The organism is Roseovarius sp. (genome assembly GCF_030373445.1).
Taxonomy (GTDB): Bacteria; Pseudomonadota; Alphaproteobacteria; order Rhodobacterales; family Rhodobacteraceae; genus Roseovarius.
On sequence record NZ_JAUCYU010000011.1, the window covers coordinates 162,207 to 180,926 of the forward strand.

Sequence of the window (18,720 nt, forward strand, 5' to 3'; positions counted from 1 at the left end):
GCTGATGCTTCTAGCTTTTTGACTTCGCTGCAAAATCCGACAAGGCCTGCCCAACCCGCTGGGGAATCTCGGTCATCAGCCCGTTCTTCACTTCCGGAAAGATCTTTAGCTCCCCCTCGGGTAGCCGTTCAGTTATGAAATGCGCCGTCTCGGCCCCGGCCCCGCGCGCGAATTCACCGGTCAACACGAGGGTTGGCCTGGTGATTTCCGGCAAGAGCTTATCGACGCTTACCTCGCTATAAAGCTGGTAGAAGGCGATGAAGACATCATCATCGATCTTCTGAAGCTGATCGAGCCGCCGCTGAAGATAGCCGGGATGCGCCGTGACGAAGGCCTGCGTATACCACAGGGTCACGAGGTGGGGCACCGTTTCACCCACACCGTCGACCTTGAGGCGTTTCAACAGTTCCTTCGCCGCGACCTTGTCCGCCGCGGTACGCCCGGCAGGCATCGCCATCAGGCTGCACCAGGCCACCCGTTCGGGAAAGCGATGGGCATAAGCAGCGACAATGAAGGCGCCCAGGGAATGGCCGACAAGCGCGATGCGGTCCTGCCCCGTCGCGAGGCGGACCGCATCGAGATCGTCCACGAGTTTCCCCAGTGACAGCTCACCGTCCAGCGCCGGCCCTTGGCCGTGTCCCCGCAGATCGTAGGTGACACAGCTGAAGCGGTCCGCCAGCGCCGGCGTGACCTCCTTCCAGATGTCCCGTGTCGAGGCGTTGCCATGCACGAAAACGATCGCGGGCCCTTTTCCTGAGACGGTCAGGTGTTCCCGGTCAAGGCATCCGGCGCCGGTCATTTGGCCTTCTTGCTGACCAGCTGACCTGCAACGGCCCAGTTATGCGGCGCGACGTCCGAGATCACCACGTGAACGGATTCCGGCTTGCCGCCACAGCTTTCGATGAAGGCCTCCGTCAGGCTCTCTGCAAGACGGCTTTTCTGATCCTCGTCGCGGCCCTCGAACATTTCTACGCGAATGATCGGCATGATGGTTATCCTTCAGTTTTCTTTTCAAATGGACGGTTTGTGGTCGACGGCGACACGCAGGCTGTTGCGGAACCGGCTGCTTTTGGCAAGCAGGGGCAGGACAAGGCTGCGAAGCCACAAAAGGCTTTTCGGCCAATGCGTTCCGACCCGGCCGTAAAGGAAGGACATTCGCTGCGTCTTGTCGATATAGGGTCGTTCCAGCCGTTCCCATTCGGCCAGCGCCTTCGGAACGTCGGGATGTTTGCTGACCGCTCGGGCAAGCACCACCGAGTTCACGATCGCCACGCAGGCACCTTGCCCGAGGTTCGGCGCCATGCCATGTGCCGCATCCCCGACGATGCACACCTTGCCCTTCGACCACGTGGTGCAGATGACATTGTAGAAGGGCCGCCAGCGTTCCTTCGGATGCCGAGGCAGGCGTTCCAGGTACTTGCGGTAATTGGGATGGCTGTCGACCCATGCCTCGAGATTGAAGGGCTGCTGCATGCGTCCCGGCAGGTCACTCTCGGGGCAGCAGAGAAAGACATAGTGGTTGTCCTTGCTTGCGGCGGCCATGCCGATTCGTCGTCCGGCGTTCCACATCTCGATGCGCTGGGTGTTCAACTCGTCCCCCTCCTCGCGGGGGATGAGGTGACGGCCGCATCCGTCCTTCAGTTCGATTATTTTTTCAGCAAGCTTCAGGGAATCCCGCACCCGCGAAAAAACGCCGTCAGCGCCGACGACCAGGTCGACATACGGGCCCCACCCGTCTTCGAACTCGAGCCGGCCATCCGGATCGGCGCCAAGAACCTTGGACCCGGTGACGATCTCGACGCCACTATTCACAGCGCATTCGGCAAGGATTCGGTGCAGGTCGGTCCGCAGGATGACGATCAATTCGGGCAATTCGTCATCCCGGCCGACGATGTTCACCTCCTGCTGGCGGTGATCCTGAAGCAGCCGGGGCACTTCCGAACGGATGCCGGTCTCGGCAATCTCGTCGTAGACGCCCAACTCGCGCAGCGCATCGAGGACGTTTTTCCAAAGATAGATGCCGGCGCCGATCTCGCGCAGTTCGCTGCCGCGCTCATGCACGCGGACGCGCCAGCCTTGCTGCGCCAGGGCGGCCGCGGCCGCCAATCCTGCCAGGCCTGCTCCGGCGATTTCTGCTGTTCTTTGCTGGGGGGGCATTGCGTCACTGTCCTCAATAGCTGTCTTTAACTGGCATCACGTGTCAGGCTGCGCTGTCAGGCACGCGATTGGATGAAGCGATCCATGTGTTCGGCGACCTTTTCCGGCGCTTCCATCAGGATCGAATGCTTCAGCCCCTCGAGAATGACGAGCTCTGAATCCGGCAGGGTCTCGTGGATGAACTGGTTCAGGCGCGGATTGCAGCCGCCGTCCAGCTCACCCGTCAGGACAAGCGAGGGGGCTTTGACCTCGTGCAGCCACGGCGCCATTTCGGTTTCGGCGTAGATATGGAAAACATTCAGGAAAACCTCGGCGCTCATGCCCGTGATCTGGTCAAGCCGCGCCTGTACCTTGTCGGGGTTCCGCGCCGCGAAATCATCCGTGTACCAGCGGTCGACAAGGGTCGAGAGGATGTTGGGAATGCCATCGCGCTCCATCGCGGCCACCACGCTCTGCACCTTCCGGCTGTCCTCTTCCGTGCGGCCTGCCGCCGTCGACAAGAGACCGAGGCTGCGTACCCGCTCGGGGAAGCAGCGGGCATAGGCCGGGCCGATCATGCCGCCCAGGGAATGCCCCGCCAAATGCGCGCTCTCGATACCTAGTTTCTTCCGCAGAGCCTCGAGATCGGCGACAAGGGCGTCGAGCTGGAACGTCCCGTCCGGCAGGGGCGAGATGCCATGCCCGCGCAGGTCGTAGGTGATGCAGCGATAGCGGCCGTCGAGCGCGTTCACCACGCCGTCCCAGGTGGCATGTGAGGCACCGATCCCGTGAATAAGGAAAAGTGGTTCGCCCTCGCCCGTTTCCCAGTGAGCGCAATCAATCGGTGCCGGTAGGTCGCTAGCAATCATCAGATATGTCCTGTTCCAATCGTCTGGGGAGTACGGGCCGAAAGCAGAACCGGGGCCCGGATCAGACTTCAAAAAAGGGCAAAGCTAACCATCGGTCAAATCGATAATTGCAATCTGCGCCTCAATTTATGTGATGTAAGCCCGGGTGTGCCTTGGATCATTAAAGATGATCAAAACATGAATAATATCGATTTGATTTATTTAAAACTTTCCCTCTTGCTTGTCGGAAAGCTCGCCCACGGCCCTTTTCGTCGAAGCGACAACGCAAGATACGGAGATCGGAAACAGTGATGCACGCATTCTCCTCTGGCACGGCTATTGCGGTCGAGGCAGGATATGCGCCTTTGAAACGCACAAGCGGGAAAAGGGGGCGCGACCTGCCATGACGGAAAAGCTGAAGGTGGAAGGCCTGTACAAGGTGTACGGTGAACGCCCCGAAGAGGCGATGAGGCTGATCCGAGAAGGGGCCGACCCGGACACCATACGGGAACAGACCGGCCAGGTCGCGGCCGTCATCGACGCCTCGTTCAAGGTCGACGAAGGCGAGATTTTCACGATCATGGGGCTTTCCGGTTCCGGCAAGTCGACGCTCGTGCGCTGCCTCAACAGGTTGATCGAGCCGACCCGAGGCAAGATCATCCTCGACGGGCAGGACATCTTGCAACACTCGAAGTCCGAAATGCGTGCAACCCGGCGCCGCAAGATATCGATGGTCTTCCAGAACTTCGCGCTGTTGCCGCACAAGACCGTCTTCGACAATGTCCAACTCGGCCTCAGCCTACGTGGAGAATCACGGGAGCATTGCGAGAAAGCCGCGACTGACGCGCTGGCGCAAGTCGGGCTTTCGGGCTGGAGCGACCGGTATCCCGACGACCTGAGCGGCGGGATGAAACAACGGGTGGGGCTGGCCCGGGCGCTGGCGAGCGATCCGGATATCCTGCTGATGGACGAGCCCTTCAGTGCGCTGGATCCACTCATCCGCGACGAACTGCAACGTGAGTTGCTGAAGCTGCAGCGCGAGATCAAGAAAACGATCATTTTCATTACCCACGATTTCCAGGAGGCGGTTAAGCTGAGCGACCACCTCGCCGTCATGCGTGATGGCCGCTTCGTCCAGGTCGGCACCCCGCAGGACATCGTGTTCCGCCCGTTTGATACCTACGTTAAAAACTTCTCCCGCGAGATGGACCGGGGCAGGGTGCTTACTGCAGCTATGCTCGCCGACGCCTTCGAGACGGTGCGCGTGGCTCCCACGGCGCGGGCTGCCGATGCCGCCGCGGCCCTTGATGCCGCCGGGCGGCCCTTCGCTCTGGTCGAAACGCCGAGCGGCGCGGTCCAGGGCTACGTCGGTCGCTCCGACCTTTCGCGCACCGGCGGCACCGTTTCGGACGCGATGAACGACCTCTCGGCCAAGTTGGCATCAGACGAGATCGTCGGCAATGCCTATGACCGGTTCCAGCCGAACCGACCGGTGGCCGTTGTCACCCCCGATCAGCGCGTGACAGGGCTGGTGACGGCCGATGACGTGCTCGGCTTCCTTGCCGGCAAGACCATGCCCGACCTCCGCCTTGTTGCGGAACGGGCTCCGGTACACGCGCCTACACCCGCCTACCAGGAGGCCAACCCATGATGGACCGTGTCCCGCAGGAATACGTCTTTCCGCTGGATGACTACATCCAGACCGGCGTGCACTGGGTGGTGGACGAGTGGCGCCCCTTCTTCCAGGCACTCCGCTGGCCGATCGCCAAGGTGCTCGATGTCACGCTGGACAGCCTCGTATTCATGCCCTTCTGGGGCGTCGTCGCGGTTCTTCTGGTCCTCGGCTGGCGGCTCGCCGATATCCGGGCGGGCATCACCGCCGCCCTGTCCTTCACGGTGATCGCGTTCCTCGGCCTTTGGGACGAGGCAATGATCTCGCTGTCGATCCTCATCACCTCGGTGGTGTTCTGCGTCATCGTGGGCGTCCCTCTGGGCATCCTCGCAGGGCGAAGCAACATGTTCTGGGCCTTCCTGCGGCCTATCCTCGACACGATGCAGACCACGCCCTCTTTCGTCTATCTCGTGCCCGTGGTCATGCTTTTCGGGATCGGCACCGTACCCGGGGTCATCGCCACCATCATCTTCTCCATGCCGCCAATCATCCGGCTGACCAACCTCGGCCTGCGCCAGGTGCCCGCCGACGCCATCGAGGCAGGTGAGGCATTCGGCGCGACCGAGTGGCAGACCCTGGTCCGGATACGCATGCCGATGGCGATGCCCTCGATCATGGCTGGATTGAATCAGACCCTTCTGATGGCGTTGGTGATGAGCGTGATCATCTCGATGATCGGCGCCGAGGGTCTCGGCCTGACCGTGCTGCGCGGGATCGGCGCGCTCGATGTCGGGCTGGCGGGTATCGGTGGCCTGTCGATCGTGCTGATCGCGATTTCGCTCGACCGGATCACGCAGGGCCTCGGACAGCCACGGAAATCCGCCGGCGACCAAAAGGGTTTCATCGGCCGCATCGGACGCGCGGCGCAACTCCGTAGGTCCGCGGCCTGAAAACGATAATCAAAGTCCAGACACTCGCACAAACCAACAGGAGAAAGATCAATGACGCGACACAACCGGAAAAGCTATGCACGCGCGCTTGCAGCGGGGGTCTCGGCCCTTCTGGCAGTCACGGCGCCTGGCTTCGCCCAGGACGCCCTTCCGGGCGAAGGGCAGACATTGCAACCGGCCCGGCCCAACTGGGATTCGTTCTGGTTCGGCCAGAAGATCGTGGATCTCGGCCTCGAAGAGCTGGGCTATGAGGTCAAGAACCCGATGACGCTGGGGTCGAGCGCCATCTTCACCTCGATCGCGCGCAACGACATCCAGTATTCCGTTGACACGATCCTGCCCAATCACTCGGCCTTCTACGAGGAGACGAAGGATGACGTGATGCCCGTCGGCCCGATCATGGATCCGGGCACCGTGCAGGGCTACATGGTCGACAAGAAGACTGCCGAGGAATACGATATTCGCTACCTCGAGGATCTCAAGGATCCCGAGATTGCCGCCTTGTTTGATCAGGATGGTGACGGCAAGGCCGATATGGTGGGCCCTTCCGTTGGGTGGACAGGCTCTTCCGCGGTTGCCATGAAACACATGGCCGACTTGGGGCTGGAAGACACGGTGCGCGTCGTTCAGGGCGAATACACCGCGTTGGCGGCGGACGCGGTCGGCCGCTACTCATCTGGCGATCCCATCTTCCTCTACACGTGGTATCCCAACCCGACCACCATGAAGCTGAAGCCCGGCGAAGATCTCGTCTGGCTGGAACTGAAGGATGTGTCGCTCCCAGATGACCAGATGAAAAAATACCAACCCCTCGCCGATGTCGATGGCTGCCGGTCCAACCCGTGCGACGTGGGTTGGCTGCCCACGGTCTATTATATTGCGGTCAACAAGGAATGGGCGGCGGAGAATCCGGCGGCTCTTGAGTTCTTCAACCAGATTGAAATGACGCTCGTGGACCGTGCCGAGCAGAACGTGAAGATGCTGAACGGCGAAGGCCGCGAGGAAGACATCGCGCGCCATGCCGAGGAATGGATCGCGGCCCACCGCGAGGAATTCGACACGTGGCTCGCGGCAGCACGGGCAGCCGCCGAGTAGAGCAGATCGCAAATCGCAGGTGAGGGCGCGTCCGGTCGGAGGCGCCCTCCGTCTTTGCGTCTTGATTCGCTCCACCACCCATCACTAGAATCGATCCAACCAATCTTGCATCGACAGGACGTGCGGATGCCATGAGCCTATCACGAGACATAAACTGGAACCTGCTCTACACCTTCGTCGTCATCGCCGAGATGCAAAGCCTGTCGCGTGCGGCGCGCGTTCTGGGCCGCGGTCAGCCTGCGGTCAGTGCGGCACTGAAGAACCTCGAGGCCCAGGTTGGGGTCCGGCTGATCGACCGCGGCGCCCATTTCTTCCGGTTGACCAGCTCGGGCAAGCTGCTGTACCGCGAAGCAGTGGAGATTTGCGGCGCGATAGACAGAATTTCCCTTCTGCTGTCGGATACTGAGGACACGCTGACGGGCAAGGTTCGCCTGACATCCGCCAGCCAAATGACCAGCCCCATCATCAACGACTCGCTCAGGGCATTTCACCTCCGTCACCCCAATGCGACGATTTCGTCAACAGTGATGAACAGCCCCGAACTGCTGCTTGCCCTGACCAACAAGCTCATCCACTTTGGCATTGCGCCCATCTTCGACAAGAATCCCGACTTCAATTACGTGCATATCTTCAAGGAGTACTGCGCCTTCTACTGCGGGGCCGGGCATCCACTCTTCGGGCGGTCGGATCTTGCCGTGTCGGACCTGAAAGACCAGAACGCCATCGTGTACCAGACGGCGCTCCTGTCCGACGCACTTCATTCGATTACCGAGCTGACGAACGAGGTCGGGTTCGCGCAGCCCTATGTCGGGGTCGCCAACACGTTGGACGAGTTGCGGCGCATGGTGGTCTCGGGCATCGGAATCGGTGCAATCCCTGTCCAGATCGCTGCCCGTGACGTGCGCGACGGACGGCTCTGGCGGTTGCCGCCCTACGACGATGTCATGCCGATCGACGTGTATCTCGTCTCTAACCCGCGCGTTCGGCCCAGCCAGACCGAGCTGGCCTTTCTCGAAGTTTTGAATGAACAGATCGACAATATGCTGCCCGAAGATCGTGTCTACCGAACGACGAACACGGCCGATTTCATGCCCTAGGACAATGCGGCCGGGTCAGTGCAATATCCTCTTGGTGCCAAGCTGAGAACGCGTCGCTCGACCAAAAGGGGCACGGTTCCATTTGAAGATGTGTCGACTGAATGGGCTACCTTCTTGATTGAACAGACCCGACCGGCGCCAATCATCGCGACATTCAAGGTGGTCTCTTTCCCCATCAATCAGGCTCCTGGACCGCGCGGGTTCCTGTTCAGTCAAAATGTGCGACATCGCTCGAGGCGACGTGATCGAGCCCCCGTTCCCAAAGGCTGTGTCAGCATTCAGTCGGTGACGGTCTTTACGTTATCCAACTCCATGTCCAGCAATACAGACGCGAGGCACTTGCCATGCGCATCAAGCGCCAGTGAGCGCGTGACCCCACCGGTCAGCGCCCCGCGGATCACGAAATTGAGCGCGCAGAGCTGGGGCAGAGCGTAACGCGTGACGTCGTCCGTCGCGAAAACGCCGAAATGTGCGGCGACCCGGGCCGGGGTGACATGATCCCGGATTAGCGACCAGTGTGCCGGATCGTAGGAAATGACCGAGATGTTGGACACGTCGCCTTTGTCGCCTGTCCGGGCATGGGCGATGTCATGCAGTTTCATGGTGGACCTCCAGCATCTCGACAACTGCCTTGACCGTGGCGGCGGGCATCAGGGTCGAGGCGATGGCCAGCACTTCGCGCACCATTCCCGTGGCCCCTCCGCCACCCGCAGGGCCGGCGAGGTAAAGGCCCTCGACCTCTTCTGCGACCCGCTGCGCCGTGTCGCGATCCGCGCAGCGGGCGGCATAGCGGACGCGGACCTCGGGCGCAGATGTATGTCTGCTCGCCCCTTGCCAGACCGAGTTGACGCCGATCAGCTCGCCGCGCTCCTCGAATATCTCGGCCCGATGCGGGGCAAGGCGCGCCTGCAAGATTTCAACGGCCAGCTGACCGCGGGCCACGCAATTGGCGCCAGCATAGCTGATCTGACCTTCGCCGATCCAGCCGTCGCGATACCCGACGGAGACCTTGAACTGTCCCGTGGCCGGCGCCCCGGTCGCACCACTTACCCCGACGCGGTCGGTGCCAAGGTCCTGGAAGTCGACGCTTGAAAAGTCGGCCACCACGTCGGGTTGCAGGTAGCGGGCGGGATCGTGGATTTCGTAGAGAAGCTGCTCGATGCAGGTGGCGCGGGTTATGCGGCCGCCAGTGCCTTGCAACTTGGTAATCGTGGCATTTCCGTCGGCGCCGACCTCGGCCAGAGGGTGCCCGACCGCGGCGAGATCGGGCACCTCCTTTACGCCGGGATCGGCGAAATACCCGCCGGTGATCTGGGCAGCACATTCCAACAGGTGGCCGATCAGCACGCCTCGGCCCAGTCTCTCCCAGTCATCCCGCGCCCAGCCGAACTCGTGCACCAGCGGCGCAAGGAACAGCGTCGGGTCCGAAGCCCGGCCGCAGATCACCACATCCGCATCTGCCTTCAGCGCCGTGACGAGGCCGTCGATTCCGACGTAGGCATTGGCCGAGACCAACCGGTCACCGAGATCCTCGGCAGGGGCTCCGGTTTCATCCAGAACGAAGCTGCCGATCCGGTCGAGCACGTCGTCGCCGGTGACGGCGGCCACCTTGAGCCCCGTGAGCCCAAGTTCGCGCGCGATCCGGGCGGTGTGCTGCGCCGCGCCGAGAGGGTTCGCCGCCCCCATGTTTGTCACGACCTTCGTGCCGTTCCTGGCGCATACCGGCAGCACTGCGCGCATGCGCCGCTCGAGCAGCGGATCGTAGCCGCCAGACGGATCGTTGCGCCGCGCCTGCTGCGCCAAGGCAATCGTACGCTCGCCGAGGCACTCGAACACGAGGTAGTCGAGCTTGCCCCGCTCTGCAAGGTCGAGGGCCGGGGCAAGCCTGTCACCCTGAAACCCTGCGCCGGCACCGATCCGGACCACGCTCATGTCGTCACCCTCCGCTTGTTCGTGCGGCCAGTGAAATAGGCGCCTGCCAACAGGGCCAGGGCTAGGAAGGGCGTCACCGGGTGGGGATAGATGGCCAGGATAATGATTGCGAGATATAGCATGATGTTGACGGCCCGCACATGATGCAATCTCGCCCCGGCCAGAAGACCCGGCACCGCGATGACCAACACCATCCCCGCCGTAACAGCCTCCAGGATGTCGAGCGGCCCACCCCCCAGCAACACGCCCGGATAGAGCAGCAGCAGGAACGGCACGATATAAGTGACTGCTCCCAAACGCACGGCCTCGCCCGCGGCAGGCAGCCAATTGGTCCCGGCGATGCCCGAACCCACAAAGACCGCCACGCAGACCGGCGGCGTTATGACCGAGATTGTCGCGAAGTAAAAAACGAAGAGATGCGCGGCCAGCGGATCAACGCCGACAGCGGTCATGGCCGGGGCCAGCACGGCGGCGACCAGCACGTAGGCTGCGGTTGTCGGCAGCCCCATGCCCATGATCAGGCAGACCGCGCCAACGATCACCGCGACCAGCACGATGCTGTCGCCCGCAACCGAGACGATAAGCGAAGACAGTGTCACACCGATGCCAGTCAGGTTGATCATCGCCACCAGCACTTGTGCCCCCGCCAGCAAGACGCCGATGATGACCATGCCTTTGCCCGCATCCTCTAGCCCATTCAGCAACTTGCGGACCATCTCGCGCAAGCTCAGCCGTCCGGTTTCGGTGGCGAAGAAGGCAATTAACAAGCCGACGATACCGTAGAACGCCGAGGTCGCGATAGACCGTCCCAGCCAGATGCCGACGCCAAGCCCTCCGAGCGCGGCAAGGATCGGCACCATCCGGCGAGGGGCCAGGATCGTGGCCCATTGCGGCATCTCCTCGTCCGGTACAACGGCCAGTCCGCGCCGCAGCGCGACGAAATGCACGGTCATGAAGACCGAAATGTAGAAAAGAACTGCCGGAAGGATCGCGCCGACGATGATGGTCAGGTAGGGCAAGCCGAGGATCTCGGCCATGACGAAGGCCGCGGCCCCCATAATCGGCGGGGCGATCTGGCCGCCGGTAGAGGCCACCGCCTCAACCGCCGCTGCGAAAGGGCGAGGATAGCCCAGTCGGATCATCATCGGTATCGTGAAATTGCCCGTGGTCGCCACGTTCGCGACCGCCGAGCCCGAGATCATCCCGAAAAGCCCTGACGCAATGGTTGCGATCTTTGCTGCGCCGCCGGGCTGTCTTCCACCAAGCCGCATGGCGAGGTCCATGAAAGCCTGACCGCCACCGGTATGCAGCAGCAGCGCGCCGAACAGAACGAAGGCGGCAATTACCGTGGCGGCAACGCCCGTCAGCATCCCCCAGATGCCCAGATCGCCCAGGAAGATCGTTTCGGTCACGAACTCGATCCCGAAGCCGCGATGACGCAGCGGACTAGGCAGGTAGTTGCCGAACAGTGCGTAGCCCAGCCCCAGCAGCACGAGGATCGGAAAGATCAGCCCGACAGTTCGCCGCCCGAGCTCCAATACCGCCAGAACCAGTCCTGCTGTCAGAACCATGTCGAACCGTGTAGCCCAAGGCAGTTCCGTCATGATCCGGTCGTAGTTGGCGACTACATAGGCACAAGCCGTGAGCGTTATCGCTGTTAACGTGAGGTCGATGACCAGCCCGACGGGGCGCCAGGTCTTCCCGGCGCCCAGCGGGTAGAGTGCAAAGCCGAGCGTCGTCACCAGCGCTAGGAAAAGCGCGCGTTGGATAAGCCCCTCGAAGGGACCGGTTGCCGCGGTGTAGAGGACGAAGAGCCCGACGAGGATCGCCAGCCCCTTCTGGATGCGCTCGGCAGTCATGGTTCGCTTCTTACTCGGCGGGCTTCAGTTTGGCGGGCAGGTCGATGCCTTGTTCCTCGAACCATTTCGCGGCACCCGGGTGCAGCGGGATAGTACCGAACTGAAGGGTCATGTCCGCAAGGTTCGCACCCTTCAGGCTGGCCATCGCATTGGCCTGTGCGGTTTCGTCCTCCATTACGGCCTTGACGATCTTGTAAGCGGTGTCCTCGTCCATCGAGTTGGGTGCCGCGACACCGACGCCGAAGCTCCACGTCGTGTAGGCCGGGATGCCGTCCGCCGCGCCTTCGGGGATATCGACGACCGAGATGTCAGGCATCTCGGTACGCAGCGTTTCGGCCTGTTCGGGCGTCAGGCCCAGGATGGCGATGTCGGTAGAGGTGGCGATGTCCATGGTAGACCCGTCCAGCTTGTTGCCCGAGCCGGACTTGACGTAGCCCGCGACGCGGTTGTCCTTTATCATACCGACAACATCGGTGGTCGAACCGCGCACATAATCGGCGCTCAGCCCGAGCGTCGCAAAAACCGCTTCGGTCGTGGCCTCGGTGGCCGATCCCTTGATGCCTGGGTTGAAGCGCACGCCCTCCAGCCCTGCCAGATCCTGGACTCCTGCATCGGCCCGCATCACCACGTTCTGCGGTGCTCCGGTGTATACCCAGAGCAGGCTCAGATCCTGCGGTTTGCCTTCGAAGTCGTTCTTGCCCGCGGCCGCATGCTGGGCGACATTCGTGGTGACCAAGCCCAAATCAACCTGCCCGCGTTCCATGCGGCGGATGTTGTCCATTGTCGCGCCGGTTTCAACGACGGAAGCGCGCAGCCCGTCGGCATTTTCATTGATCAACTGACCCACGGCAACGAAATAGCCATAGTGGCTGGACGAAGCAGAGGTTGACCCAATCAACAGGTCCTTGTCTTGGGCCAACAGCGGCCCGGCAAGCAGTGTGGCGCCCAGTAGGGCGTAGGTAAAATGTTTCATGGTATTCCTCCCGTTGTGCCCGCAACGCGGGCCTGGGGGCAGCGTCGCACAGGTTGCCTGTTGTCAGAATTGCGATATTTGCCATAATTAGTGTGCAATGCGCATCAACCCCTCCCTCTCCGACTTCCGAGTCGTTCTTGTCCTTAGCCAGCAGCGCTCATTTCGGCTGGCGGCAGAGGTCCTTGGCATGTCGCCCTCGGCCCTGTCGCGCCAGCTTGCTGCGCTCGAGATTAATCTAAGCGCACGTTTGTTCGATCGGGACACACGTAACGTGTCGCCGACGGCCTCCGGCCTGGCCTTTGCCCAACTGGCGGAGCGTATGCTGAACACCGCAGACAACGTGATGGAAGAGTTCAATTCCCATCTTTCGGCCAACCGGGGGCGCCTGACAATCGCCGGGCTTCCGTCTGTCACCGTTGGTCTTCTGCCCGGGCTTCTGAAAAGTTTTGCCGAAAGGCATGCCGGCATAGACCTCCGAATCATGGACGCGCTGTCGGAAAGCGTAGTCGAGGCGGTCGTGGCGGGCCGGGCAGACATCGGCTTTACCGCCGGGACCATCACTGCACGGGACCGGCTGTCCTTCCACCCGCTGCTGGACGACTCGTTCGTCGCAGTCGGCGCGCCGGGCGGCCCGCTGGCAGAGTGCCGGAGCTACGGGATGGCGGAACTCATCGCCATGCCAGTGATTGCCATGGAAAACGGCACCAGCGTCCGCGAACTGCTGGACGGTGCTTGTCAGCGGCATGGGTTCGCACTGAGTCCGCGGTTCGAGGTCGCTCATCTTGCGACGGCCGGCGCGCTTGTGGCGGAGGGCCTCGGTGTATCGATACTGCCAACGCTGACATTGCCGGTGCTTCCGATGGAGCGCCTGATACAACGCCCGGTGCACGACTTCGGTGCCAAGCGTCGTATCGGCCTCGTTCACCAGCAAGGCCGCTCACTCTCTCCTACCGGCCTGGCATTTCTCGAACATACCAAGCAGAACCTGCCCGTTCTGCGGAGGCGCGAGACGGATTCACCCATGTGATTTCCTGTTTGCCGCGGTCGGGTGCCCGCCTCGGGGGCTGTGAACCCATACTTGCGGTCTGGTAGACAAGCCCGCACCAGTCTCGGCGAGGCGAGAAGGGTTACCTTTTTGCCGCAAAGTAGCGCCAATCCCGATGGCGGGCGGCAAGCTCAACCTTCTTAGGCCTTCCTTTCAACTGCCCTCAGGTTCTTACGCTTTTCGGAACAGGCATAGTAAAGCTACGCTCGCTGCCGCAACTGCAGGCAACACCAGTATCATCGTCGCGGTTGCATCCATCGCTAGCAGCCCGGCACTGCCGAAGATCGAAACGGCCACCGCTGCCTTATTGATCATGGTGAAGGCAGCAGTGGAGACGCCCTCGACTGATTGGCCAAGACGCGCGGCGTGTGCTGCGGCCACGTCGGGGATCATGGCCCAGGGCGCCACGGACAATCCGCCGGTGGCGGCACCCGCAAGTATCGCTGCGGCAAACAGAAGAACAGACATCCCGGAATTCGTGGGCACAAGCGCGGCGAGGCCCAGTGCCACAAGGTAGAGCAGAGCCGCGTAGCGCAGGGCGTCGACCTTCCCACATTTCCGACAAACGGCCACCCACAGTCCCAGGGAAACGAACGTGGCGGCAAAGACTGTTCCCAAGACGACAGCCTGCCCATTCGCCCGGAGACCAACGCCGAATTCCATCCAGAACGGCAGGGCCGATTGCAGGGACACCAGCGCCACCACAGATGCCGCGAACGTCGCGAGTGTCATGATTGCGTTGCCTTCGGTCGAAAGGCTGGCCAGTGCTTTCCATGGCGAGATCGAAACAGAATCCCGGCCTTTTTCCGAAATCTTCATCATGAAGGGCAGGTAGGCAGCAACTGAAATTACCGTCATAGCGATCGCCACGCCGACCCATGTCGTTGCATCAGATGCTGACAATGGGCCATCGTGCTGCGCTCCGATGATGGCCGGAAACAGAGTCGACGCGATGAGAAGGGCACAGAATACGAATGCCATGTCGACAGCAGCCTGAACGCTACGGTCGTGATAGGTCGGGGCAAAGGACGGGACCATCCCCAACCGGGGGATGGACACGCATGTATATCCGAACGTGAAGACCACGAACGCCGCAGCTGCGGCGACGAGTTGCAACGCCGTATCCTCGAACCCGAGCGGCGCCGCCCAAAGCGCGATAAAGGCGGGTGCGGCAATCGGCAACCCGATGGCGATAGTGCGCTTGCGCCCGAACCGGTCGGCACAGGCTCCGATAAGTGGGTCGAGTAATGCGTCGCAAATCCTGCCTGCCACAAAGACGGTGCCCGCCCAAAGCGGCGGAAGGCCCACGATCGTGACGAAGTAGAACAAAAGCCACCCGTTCACCGTAGCGAAGAGAAGCGTGATCGAAAGATCAGGGCTTCCGAACGCAAGCCTGTTGCGAAATGGGATGGTGGTCATTCTGCCGCCACCTTTTCGAGCACGCGGTGCAAATGCTCGTACCAAACAAGCTGTCCCGCCCCAGGCAGTACATGCAGCCGCGCGTTGGGAAGCGATTCCGCCAATGCTTCGATTATCGGAAGTGGATGTATGGCATCTTGTGCCCCGTGATGAAGTTGAATGGGAAGGTCGGCAGGCGCCCGGTGCCATCCTAGGTCGGCCTGGAAGAGAAAGTCGTGTCTGGCCGACGCTGCGCTGTCCAGCAATGAGTCGGAAAAGCGGTCGATCCCGTATGTTCCGTTCAGATCACGGGCGACAATTGCCGCGTCGGCCGGACTGTCGGAGAATTGCGTTTCCAGGAATTGCTTAAGTGCGCCGGGTCGCCGGAGCCTTGTTTCGAGATGTCCGAGAACCGGGTCGAGCAGCATCGGCCGCTGCGCCGCAAGTGCAAGTACCCCGCGTGCCAGTCGGCGTGCCCCTGACTCCGGCCGGCCCTCCCTTACACAAACGCCCGCCACATGCAGTACAGAGACATGCTGGGGGTGCGCACGTGCCAGTGCCAGCCCGACCTTGGAGGCCGCGGCGAAAGCCAGAACCGGAACCGTATCACGTGCGATTGTAGCGATCGCCAGTTCAGCGCCGCGTACAGCATGTTCCAGTTGCGCTTCGGGCGTGAGAGCTGAAGCGCCGGGGTCAAGTGTTCCATGCCGAAGCGGCCAGACCAGCCGAAGTCCGAGGCGTTCACACACTTCGATGTCTGCCGCTTGGATATCCGGAAGCGCCATGGGATGTAGGACAATCACGGGCCTGGCGTTCGGCCGACCCATATCCAACACTGGCGTCGATGTCTGGCCGTCGGCGCTTGTCAGCCCGTAGGCGCGAACCCCCTTCGGCATGTATCGACTGACATAATCCTCAAGGGTGCGGCCAACCGCTTGTCTTGACGGATTGACGTGCCTCGCAAGGGCAAGCACCAGTGCGGCGGCGACCTGCCGACTGATGGTCGAAAGATCTGCCCCGTCAAATCTTTCACGAAGATGCTGAGCCTGGCGTTTTCGTGTTTCCACGCTTCGATTGTCAAGCCGTGCGCCCTCCTTGAGCCCGATGCCGGACATCTGCAGAACAAGAACACGTCGTAAAGCGGGCGAGAGGCTGACGGTCGGGAATGTCGCCGTGAGAAACTCGCTGAGACAGTCCGGATCGAGCAACGCGGTGAAACCGGCTGTTCCGGCGCTTTGCCCTATGACCCGGACCAGAAGTGCATCGCCCTCGACACCAAAGGCGATTGGCATCGCCTCGTCTCGCACGCTGGCGAAAAAACGCGTCGCAGTCTGATGGGATGCCGTATGACTTAACGTCGGATCGGTCGGTTGAAGCCTTCCGCCCGATTCTGAAAAAACGACCGGGCGCCATGTTACGAGCTTCAACGGAGGGGCACCGCGTTCGGAGGGAAGGACCGACATTATGTCGTCCAGCCCTCGGGTGACCAATTCATCGTTTTCTTCGGATGACTCAGTCAACATTCGGTAACAAAAAATCTATTACATACTGACATTTACATGGACAATAAGAGTCTGTTGCCGGATCGTCCAGCCCGATACCACCCAAGGGGGATGCGGGCGCCACCAGAAACGGACATGATCTTTCTGCCAATGGCCTGACGAAAACCGGCCATTGGTTGACCGGAATCTCGTCGCTGATTTTGTGGATATTGCATGAGTGCATTGTTTTGTTTCTTGCGGATTCCCGCGGCATCTCTTTCTGCCGCCATTCTGTTAGCCATTCCTGAAACACTTGTGGCTCAAGAAGAGGTGCCGGTCTACACGACCGGCGCCGTTCCTGCTCCGCGCGAGCTGCTCGACAGCCTTCCGACGACCCCCGAGTTCCGATCCTACCTCCCGCAAGCCATCAGTCTTTCTGACCGAATGCCCGAAGCCGGCAATCAGGGTGCATGGGGCTCATGTGTCTCCTGGGCCGTGGGATACGCCGCCCGGTCCTATTACGAACGTGCGGCACACGGCCGGCAGATTTCGCGCCCGAACAATCTGGTAAGCCCGAGTTGGCTCCACGGCATAATCCGCGTCGACCCGAATGACTGCACACGGGGCGCACTGGTGGTGAAAGGTCTCGAACAGCTCAAGACAGGTGCCGTCTCGATGACATCGTACCCCTACGACACGAGGCGGTGCGAGGCCATTTCGGCGAGCGAGGCGCAACAGGTGTCCGATTTCCGGATACGCGATTACCGCACCGTATCGACGACCGACCTCGACCAGATCAGGGGGCAGTTGGCCTCTGGCCACCCGGTCGTGTTCGCCGCCCGTCTCAACGAGGAGTTCATGCGCGACAGGGGAAAGTCGACGTGGCGTGCATCGCCGGATCAAGGCGAGTTCACGGGCAACCACGCGATGACGCTCACCGGCTATGACGACCGCGACAAAGTTTTCACCTTTATCAACTCGTGGGGCACCGCTTGGGGTCAGGACGGGTACGGCACGATGACCTACGACACGTTCAAGGCACGGGCTTTCGAGGCCTTTGTCATAGAACCCACCGCCCCGCCAATCCGCCCCCGGCCACTGGAACCCGACCCGCCGCCGCGTCCCCAGGTAAGGGTGCTGACCGACCCGCAGCTGGAATGCGCTCAGGTCGTCGAGCGGATCGACCAGTCCCGCCCGGCACTGGACGGTTTCGTCGGCTCCGAGGAAGACCTCGAGGCATTGCGCACCCGCTTCGGCGAGAGCCATGATATAGAGGTCGAACTACGGCCCTGGCCGCAATGCGAGGCCCTGCTGATCCTGACGCAGGGGCGGCTGGCAGCAGAGGGCCCCGAGATCGAAATCCCGAAGACAGATTACCGCGAGGGCGATCTCTTCTCCTTTGCCGTCGTCACACCTGATTTCGACACGCATCTGCACCTGTCGTATTTTCAGGCCGACGGATCGGTCGTGCATCTCAGCCAGAGTGCCGGAGACCGGCTGGTCACGCTGCTGCCGCGCCAGCAGGTCAAGATGGGCGACGGCGAGGACGGGCGGCCGGCCTTCCAGGTATCGGGGCCCTTTGGTAACGAAATGCTTCTGGCGATCACCACGAAAAGCCCCCTCTTCACCGAGGCCCGCCCCCAGGTCGAAGACGAGCGGGATTTTCTCAGCGCGCTACGGGCCGCGACCATCGAATTCGAAGATGACGGGGCGGGCCGCTACTACGCCAGCCGTTCCGTCGCCATCACTACACGGGGAGACACCGAATGAAGGCAACGATCTACAGTCTTGCACTGGCTATGCTGCTGGCAACTCCATTGCCTGTTGCCGCTCAGTCCGTCGACGCCGAAGCCATCGTGGATGCCCTGCGCACCGATCTCCCGGGGCGCGGCAAACGCGGGCTGACCATTCTCGACGATGAAGACGTGCCCCCGCCGGCGATCGACCTGCGCATCGGCTTCGATTACAACGAAGCCACCCTGACCGTCGAGGCGCGACAGAGCATTCGGGCACTCGCGACTGCCCTGTCCGACGAACGCCTTGCAAGCCTCCGTTTTGAGATCATAGGCCATACCGATGCCCGCGGAACCGATGCCTATAATGACGACCTGTCGGAGCGCCGGGCCCTTGCCGTGGCAAGCAGTCTGACCACCGATCATGGTCTTGACCCGTCGCGGTTCGTGCCGTCGGGGCGCGGAGAACGGGAACTGATCAACCCCTCTGACCCCGAAAGCGGAGAGAATCGCCGCGTCGAAATTCGCACCATCCTCGACTGATCCCTTGCAAAAAGTGCC

17 protein-coding genes are annotated in these 18,720 nt (G+C 61.8%); 7 read left to right on the plus strand and 10 right to left on the minus strand.

Annotation, left to right across the window (positions count from 1 at the left end; genetic code table 11):
• Nucleotides 1-10: 10 nt before the first annotated feature.
• Genes QUV18_RS18780 through QUV18_RS18795 form a run of 4 tightly spaced genes read right to left on the minus strand, consistent with a single transcriptional unit; the run spans nucleotide 11 to nucleotide 3,005 of the window.
• Nucleotides 11-799: an alpha/beta hydrolase gene (locus tag QUV18_RS18780; RefSeq protein WP_300895631.1), complete on the minus strand. Its 789-nt coding sequence runs from the start codon at nucleotides 797-799 to the stop codon at nucleotides 11-13.
• Nucleotides 796-987 (minus strand): 2-hydroxymuconate tautomerase, encoded by a 192-nt coding sequence (locus QUV18_RS18785; protein ID WP_300895632.1) that lies wholly within the window; start codon nucleotides 985-987, stop codon nucleotides 796-798. Before QUV18_RS18785 ends, QUV18_RS18780 begins: the two co-directional genes overlap by 4 nt.
• A 24-nt stretch (nucleotides 988-1,011) precedes the next feature.
• A complete protein-coding gene (locus tag QUV18_RS18790; protein ID WP_300895633.1) occupies nucleotides 1,012-2,157 on the minus strand; it encodes an FAD-dependent monooxygenase in 1,146 nt (381 codons plus the stop codon).
• A gap of 56 nt (nucleotides 2,158-2,213) precedes the next feature.
• On the minus strand, nucleotides 2,214-3,005 hold the full coding sequence (locus QUV18_RS18795; RefSeq protein WP_300895634.1) for an alpha/beta hydrolase: 792 nt from the start codon (nucleotides 3,003-3,005) through the stop codon (nucleotides 2,214-2,216).
• A 382-nt stretch (nucleotides 3,006-3,387) separates the two neighbouring features.
• On the opposite strand from QUV18_RS18795, the gene QUV18_RS18800 reads away from it, so the two are divergent.
• From QUV18_RS18800 to QUV18_RS18815, 4 genes are all read left to right on the plus strand, one after another.
• On the plus strand, nucleotides 3,388-4,635 hold the full coding sequence (locus tag QUV18_RS18800; protein ID WP_300895635.1) for a betaine/proline/choline family ABC transporter ATP-binding protein: 1,248 nt from the start codon (nucleotides 3,388-3,390) through the stop codon (nucleotides 4,633-4,635).
• Nucleotides 4,632-5,546, plus strand: a complete 915-nt coding sequence (locus QUV18_RS18805) for a proline/glycine betaine ABC transporter permease (protein WP_300895636.1) — start codon at nucleotides 4,632-4,634, stop codon at nucleotides 5,544-5,546. Before QUV18_RS18800 ends, QUV18_RS18805 begins: the two co-directional genes overlap by 4 nt.
• A gap of 51 nt (nucleotides 5,547-5,597) precedes the next feature.
• Entirely contained in the window at nucleotides 5,598-6,641 is a 1,044-nt protein-coding gene (gene proX / locus QUV18_RS18810) for a glycine betaine/L-proline ABC transporter substrate-binding protein ProX (RefSeq protein WP_300895637.1), read from the plus strand.
• A 131-nt stretch (nucleotides 6,642-6,772) separates the two neighbouring features.
• Complete coding sequence (locus tag QUV18_RS18815) at nucleotides 6,773-7,738, plus strand: LysR family transcriptional regulator (RefSeq protein WP_300895638.1); 966 nt, start codon at nucleotides 6,773-6,775, stop codon at nucleotides 7,736-7,738.
• Nucleotides 7,739-8,016: 278 nt separating this feature from the next.
• Here the strand turns inward: QUV18_RS18815 and QUV18_RS18820 are convergent, their stop codons facing one another.
• Genes QUV18_RS18820 through QUV18_RS18835 form a run of 4 tightly spaced genes read right to left on the minus strand, consistent with a single transcriptional unit; the run spans nucleotide 8,017 to nucleotide 12,502 of the window.
• Complete coding sequence (locus QUV18_RS18820; protein ID WP_300895639.1) at nucleotides 8,017-8,340, minus strand: hypothetical protein; 324 nt, start codon at nucleotides 8,338-8,340, stop codon at nucleotides 8,017-8,019.
• Entirely contained in the window at nucleotides 8,327-9,670 is a 1,344-nt protein-coding gene (locus tag QUV18_RS18825) for an acyclic terpene utilization AtuA family protein (RefSeq protein ID WP_300895640.1), read from the minus strand. Before QUV18_RS18825 ends, QUV18_RS18820 begins: the two co-directional genes overlap by 14 nt.
• The gene (locus QUV18_RS18830) at nucleotides 9,667-11,529 is read right to left on the minus strand and encodes a TRAP transporter fused permease subunit (protein WP_300895641.1); all 1,863 of its coding nucleotides are present in this window, start codon (nucleotides 11,527-11,529) and stop codon (nucleotides 9,667-9,669) included. Before QUV18_RS18830 ends, QUV18_RS18825 begins: the two co-directional genes overlap by 4 nt.
• A 10-nt stretch (nucleotides 11,530-11,539) precedes the next feature.
• On the minus strand, nucleotides 11,540-12,502 hold the full coding sequence (locus QUV18_RS18835) for a TAXI family TRAP transporter solute-binding subunit (RefSeq protein WP_300895642.1): 963 nt from the start codon (nucleotides 12,500-12,502) through the stop codon (nucleotides 11,540-11,542).
• Nucleotides 12,503-12,599: 97 nt separating this feature from the next.
• Here QUV18_RS18835 and QUV18_RS18840 point away from each other — a divergent pair, with 97 nt between their 5' ends.
• On the plus strand, nucleotides 12,600-13,529 hold the full coding sequence (locus tag QUV18_RS18840; protein ID WP_300895643.1) for a LysR family transcriptional regulator: 930 nt from the start codon (nucleotides 12,600-12,602) through the stop codon (nucleotides 13,527-13,529).
• A 189-nt stretch (nucleotides 13,530-13,718) separates the two neighbouring features.
• On the opposite strand, the gene QUV18_RS18845 is transcribed toward QUV18_RS18840, so the two are convergent.
• Together QUV18_RS18845 and QUV18_RS18850 are read right to left on the minus strand one after the other, a co-directional pair.
• Entirely contained in the window at nucleotides 13,719-14,966 is a 1,248-nt protein-coding gene (locus QUV18_RS18845) for an MFS transporter (protein ID WP_300895644.1), read from the minus strand.
• Complete coding sequence (locus QUV18_RS18850; protein ID WP_300895645.1) at nucleotides 14,963-16,465, minus strand: hypothetical protein; 1,503 nt, start codon at nucleotides 16,463-16,465, stop codon at nucleotides 14,963-14,965. Before QUV18_RS18850 ends, QUV18_RS18845 begins: the two co-directional genes overlap by 4 nt.
• Before the next feature lie 405 nt (nucleotides 16,466-16,870).
• On the opposite strand from QUV18_RS18850, the gene QUV18_RS18855 reads away from it, so the two are divergent.
• A complete protein-coding gene (locus QUV18_RS18855) occupies nucleotides 16,871-18,196 on the plus strand; it encodes a C1 family peptidase (RefSeq protein WP_300895661.1) in 1,326 nt (441 codons plus the stop codon).
• Nucleotides 18,193-18,702, plus strand: a complete 510-nt coding sequence (locus QUV18_RS18860; RefSeq protein WP_300895646.1) for an OmpA family protein — start codon at nucleotides 18,193-18,195, stop codon at nucleotides 18,700-18,702. The genes QUV18_RS18855 and QUV18_RS18860 overlap by 4 nt, the downstream gene beginning before the upstream one ends.
• The last annotated feature ends 18 nt before the right edge of the window (nucleotides 18,703-18,720 follow it).

What these genes read in the sequence shown, in the direction of transcription:
- QUV18_RS18825 (WP_300895640.1), bottom strand. Translation starts at nt 9,670, where the DNA reads ATGAGCGTGGTCCGGATCGGTGCCGGCGCAGGGTTTCAGGGTGACAGG.
- QUV18_RS18835 (WP_300895642.1), bottom strand. Translation starts at nt 12,502, where the DNA reads ATGAAACATTTTACCTACGCCCTACTGGGCGCCACACTGCTTGCCGGG.
- QUV18_RS18805 (WP_300895636.1), top strand. Translation starts at nt 4,632, where the DNA reads ATGATGGACCGTGTCCCGCAGGAATACGTCTTTCCGCTGGATGACTAC.
- QUV18_RS18845 (WP_300895644.1), bottom strand. Translation starts at nt 14,966, where the DNA reads ATGACCACCATCCCATTTCGCAACAGGCTTGCGTTCGGAAGCCCTGAT.
- QUV18_RS18790 (WP_300895633.1), bottom strand. Translation starts at nt 2,157, where the DNA reads ATGCCCCCCCAGCAAAGAACAGCAGAAATCGCCGGAGCAGGCCTGGCA.
- QUV18_RS18815 (WP_300895638.1), top strand. Translation starts at nt 6,773, where the DNA reads ATGAGCCTATCACGAGACATAAACTGGAACCTGCTCTACACCTTCGTC.
- QUV18_RS18840 (WP_300895643.1), top strand. Translation starts at nt 12,600, where the DNA reads ATGCGCATCAACCCCTCCCTCTCCGACTTCCGAGTCGTTCTTGTCCTT.
- QUV18_RS18860 (WP_300895646.1), top strand. Translation starts at nt 18,193, where the DNA reads ATGAAGGCAACGATCTACAGTCTTGCACTGGCTATGCTGCTGGCAACT.
- proX (WP_300895637.1), top strand. Translation starts at nt 5,598, where the DNA reads ATGACGCGACACAACCGGAAAAGCTATGCACGCGCGCTTGCAGCGGGG.
- QUV18_RS18780 (WP_300895631.1), bottom strand. Translation starts at nt 799, where the DNA reads ATGACCGGCGCCGGATGCCTTGACCGGGAACACCTGACCGTCTCAGGA.
- QUV18_RS18830 (WP_300895641.1), bottom strand. Translation starts at nt 11,529, where the DNA reads ATGACTGCCGAGCGCATCCAGAAGGGGCTGGCGATCCTCGTCGGGCTC.
- QUV18_RS18795 (WP_300895634.1), bottom strand. Translation starts at nt 3,005, where the DNA reads ATGATTGCTAGCGACCTACCGGCACCGATTGATTGCGCTCACTGGGAA.
- QUV18_RS18855 (WP_300895661.1), top strand. Translation starts at nt 16,871, where the DNA reads ATGCCCGAAGCCGGCAATCAGGGTGCATGGGGCTCATGTGTCTCCTGG.
- QUV18_RS18800 (WP_300895635.1), top strand. Translation starts at nt 3,388, where the DNA reads ATGACGGAAAAGCTGAAGGTGGAAGGCCTGTACAAGGTGTACGGTGAA.
- QUV18_RS18785 (WP_300895632.1), bottom strand. Translation starts at nt 987, where the DNA reads ATGCCGATCATTCGCGTAGAAATGTTCGAGGGCCGCGACGAGGATCAG.
- QUV18_RS18820 (WP_300895639.1), bottom strand. Translation starts at nt 8,340, where the DNA reads ATGAAACTGCATGACATCGCCCATGCCCGGACAGGCGACAAAGGCGAC.